This is a genomic window from Dactylosporangium siamense (assembly GCF_016862795.1).
Taxonomy (GTDB): domain Bacteria; phylum Actinomycetota; class Actinomycetes; order Mycobacteriales; family Micromonosporaceae; genus Dactylosporangium; species Dactylosporangium siamense.
Map to the genome: position 1 here is coordinate 1 of NZ_BONQ01000240.1, position 4,267 is coordinate 4,267.

Annotated in this window: 1 protein-coding gene; it reads left to right on the forward strand. The window is 74.4% G+C overall.

Going from position 1 to position 4,267, the window contains the following annotated elements:
* Window positions 1-18: 18 nt before the first annotated feature.
* On the forward strand, window positions 19-4,267 hold a 4,249-nt coding region (locus Dsi01nite_RS56680), incomplete at its 3' end, for a non-ribosomal peptide synthetase (protein ID WP_203854850.1).

Sequence of the window (4,267 nt, forward strand, 5' to 3'; positions counted from 1 at the left end):
GCGGGTGATGGTTCGCGGTTGTATCGGACCGGGGATGTGGTGCGGCGGGGTGAGGACGGGCTTCTGTGGTTCCAGGGCCGGTCCGACGGGCAGCTCAATGTGCGTGGGTTCCGGGTGGAGCCGGGTGAGGTCGAGCATGTGCTGCGGTCGCATCCGGACGTCGCCGAGGCTGTGGTGGTGGGTGATGGGGACCGGTTGGTGGCGTATGTGGTCGGCGCTTCCGACGGGTTGCGGGAGTGGGTGAGTGGGCGGTTGCCGCAGTACATGGTGCCGGCGGTGTTCGTGGAGCTGACCGACCTGCCGTTGTCGGCGAACGGGAAGGTGGATCGGGCGGCGTTGCCGGCTCCCGGCGCGGTGCAGGCGTCGTCGGTGTTCGTGGAGCCGGTCGGGCCGGTGCAGGAGGCGCTGGCCGGGGTGTGGGCCGAGTTGCTCGGTGTGGAGCGGGTCGGGGCGACCGACATCTTCTTCGCCCTCGGCGGGCATTCGTTGCTGGCGACGCAGGTGATTTCGCGGGTTCGGGCGTTGTTCGGCGTCGAGGTGCCGGTGACGGCCGTGTTCGACAACCCGACCGTCGCGGGGCTGGCGGCGGCCGTCGAGGTTGCGGCGGGGACGATCGCGCCGCCGGTCGTGGCGGTGGAGCGTGGTGGGCCACTGCCGCTGTCCTTCGCGCAGCAGCGGTTGTGGTTCCTGCACCAGCTGGAGCCGGACTCGCTGGAGTACAACCTGTCGACGTCGATCCCCATCCGCGGCACGGTCGACGTCGAGGCGATGGCGTCGGCGTTGACGGCGCTGGTGGCTCGGCACGAGGTGCTCCGGACGCGCCTGGTCGCGGATGCGGACGGGGTGCCGTGGCAGGTGATCGACCCGGCGCCGGAGCGGTTCGAGCTGCCGGTCGTGGCGTCCGCCGCGGACGCGGCGCCGCTGTTCGATCTGGCCTCGGCGCCGCCGTTCCGGGCGACGCTGGTGCGCGTCGCCGACGGCGAGCACACGCTGGTGCTGGCGATGCACCACGTGGTGGGCGACGAGTGGTCGGCCGGGATCCTGCGCCGCGAGCTGGAAGCCCTGTACGCGGGCGTCGAGCTGCCGGCGCTGCCGGTGCAGTACGCGGACTTCGCCGTCTGGCAGCGGCGGTGGCTGACCGGCGACGTCCTCACCCGGCAGCTCGACTACTGGCGCGAGCGGCTGGCCGGCGCGGCGCCGCTGGACCTGCCGACCGACCGACCCCGGCCGCCGATGCGGTCCTCGGCGGGCGCGCTCGTCGAGTTCACCCTGCCACCCGAGGTGACCGACGGTCTGCGGACGGCGGCCAGGGGCGCCGGCGCATCCATGTTCATGACACTGCTGTCGGCGTTCGCGGCGCTCCTCTCGCGGTACACCGGCCAGGACGACATCATCGTCGGCACCCCGATCGCGAACCGCAACCGGGCCGAGATCGAGGGCCTCATCGGCTTCTTCGTCAACACCCTCGTCATGCGCACGGACCTCTCCGGCGACCCGACCTTCGCCGAGCTGCTGCGCCGGGTGCGGGCCGAGACCCTGGCCGCGTACGCGCACCAGGACCTGCCGTTCGAGCGGCTCATCGACGAGCTCGGCGGGCCGCGGGACCGCTCACGCACGCCGCTGTTCCAGGTGCTGTTCAACTATCTCGGCGAGGGGCAGCCGGACGACGGCGAGCCCGGCGGCCCGGCGCGGGAGATGCCGGCGCCGTTCGACCTCACGCTGTCGCTCGGCGAGCGCGGCGGGCGGCTCGTCGGCGCCGTGGAGTACGCCACGGCGCTCTTCGACGAGTCGACCATCCGGCGGCTCATCGGCCACCTCAGCACCCTGCTGCGGGCCCTCGCCGCGGACGCCGAGCGTCCGCTGTCGGCCGTGCCGTGGATGACCGCCGGCGAGCTCGACGAGCTGGCCGGCTGGCGGGGCGAGGCGCTGCCGGCCGGCGAACTCGGCGGGATCCACCGGCTGATCGAAGACCGCGTGCTGCTCGACCCGGATGCGGCCGCGGTGGTGGCCGGCGGGGAGAGCCTGACATACCAGCAACTGGAGGACCGGTCGAATCGGCTGGCCAACCATCTGCGCGCGCTCGGGGTGGGCCCGGAGACCGTGGTCGGCCTGTGCCTGCGCCGCGGGGTCGACGCGGTCGTGGCGCCGCTCGCGGTGTGGAAGGCCGGCGGCGCCTACCTGGCGCTCGAGCCGACCTACCCGGCCGAGCGGCTCGCGTTCATGGTCGCCGACGGCGGCGTCTCGGTGCTCGTCGGGCACGCGGCGACGGTCGCCGGCGCCGCCGACGGCGCGAGCTGGCTCGACGGCCTGGCCAGGGACGCGGTGACGGTGTGGCTCGACGACCCGGAGACCGCCGCGGGGATCGCGCGCGCCCAGGCCGAGCCACCGGCGGTTTCCGCGGAGCCCGCCGGGCTGGCCTGCGTGATTTACACGTCCGGCTCGACCGGCCGGCCGAAGGCGAGCCTGGTCCCGCACGACTCGCTGCGCGCCGTCTTCGCCGGCTGGGCCCAGGCGCACCTGACCTCCGCCCTCGGGCTGCGGTGGCTCTCGCTGGCCAGCGTCAGCTTCGACGTCTTCACCGGCGACGTCGTGCGGGCCCTGTGCTCCGGCGGCACGCTGGTCCTCGGCGACCCCGGCGACCAGGTCGAGCCGACCGGGTTCGCGCGGCTGCTCGCCGACGCCGGCATCGAGGCGCTGGAGTGCGCCCCGCGCTACGTCGACGACCTCGTCGAGCACCTCGAGCGCACCGGCGCGGAGCTGCCGGCCCTGCAGCTGCTGGTGGTCACCACCGACGTGTGGCGGGTCCCGGCCGCCGTCCGGGCCCGCGCGGTGTTCGGCCCCGGCGTACGGTTGCTGACCGCCTACGGCGTGACCGAGGCGACGATCGACTCCACCTACAGCGACCTGGCGGGGCTGGCCGCCGGCGACGGGCCGGTGCCGATCGGCGGGCCGCTGCCCGGCAGCCGGCTGTGGGTGTTGGACCGCTACCTGCAGGCCGTCCCGGTCGGGATTCCCGGCGAGGTGTACCTCGGCGGGCCGGCCCTCACCCGGGGGTACCGTGGCTGCCCGGACCTGACCGGCCAGCGCTTCGTCCCCGACCCGTTCGCCGCCGACGGGTCGCGGCTGTACCGCACCGGCGACCGCGCCCGCTGGCGCCCCGACGGGCAGCTGGAGTTCCTGGGCCGGTCCGACGCGCAGGTCAAGGTTCGCGGCTTCCGCATCGAGCCCGGCGAGATCGAGCACGCACTCACCTCCCACGCGCGCCTCTCGGCCGCGGTCGTGCTCGCCGACGGGGACCGGCTCGTCGCCTACGTCGTGGCGGCCGATCCCGCGGCCGGCGCACCGGACCCCGACGAGCTGCGCGGCCTGCTGCGCGGACGCCTGCCCGAGTTCATGGTGCCGGCCGTGTTCGTCGAGCTGGCGGCGCTGCCGCTGTCGCCCAACGGCAAGCTTGACCGGGCCGCGCTGCCGGCCCCCGGCGCCGCCCGCTCGGGCGCGGCGTTCGTCGCGCCGGCCGGCCCGGTGCAGGAGCTGCTCGCCGAGGTGTGGGCCGACCTGCTGGGCGCAGACCGCCTCGGCGCGGCCGACAACTTCTTCTCCCTCGGCGGCCATTCGCTGCTCGCGACGCAGGTGGTGTCCCGCATCCGGGCCGTGTTCGGCCTCGAGCTGCCGGTCGCCGCGCTGTTCGACGCGCCGACGGTGGCGGCCCTGGCCGCGGTGCTGGACGCGGCACGCCCCGGTTCGGCGGCGCCGCCGATCGTGCCCGTCGACCGCTCCGCCCCACTGCCGCTGTCGTTCGCGCAGCAGCGGCTGTGGTTCCTCAACCGGCTCGACCCGGATTCCGTCGAGTACAACGCTCCGATGTCGATCGGGCTGCCCGCCGACCTTGACGTCGAGGCGCTGGCGGGGGCGCTGGCGGCGTTGGTGGCCCGGCATGAGGTGTTGCGGACCCGGCTGGTGGCCGACGCCGATGGGGTGCCGTGGCAGGTGATCGATCCGGCGCCGGAGCGGTTCGAGCTGCCGGTGGTGGATGAGTTGGGTCCGGAAGAGCCGTTCGATCTGGCGGCGCGTGCGCCGTTCCGGGCGACGCTGGTGCGCTTGGCGGATGGTGGGTACCGGCTGGCGTTGGCGATGCATCACGTGGTCGGCGACGAGTGGTCGGTGGAGATCGTGCGCCGCGAGCTGGACGCGTTGTACGCCGGGGCGGTGCTGCCGGCGCTGCCGGTGCAGTACGCGGACTTCGCGGTGTGGCAGCGGCAGTGGTTGT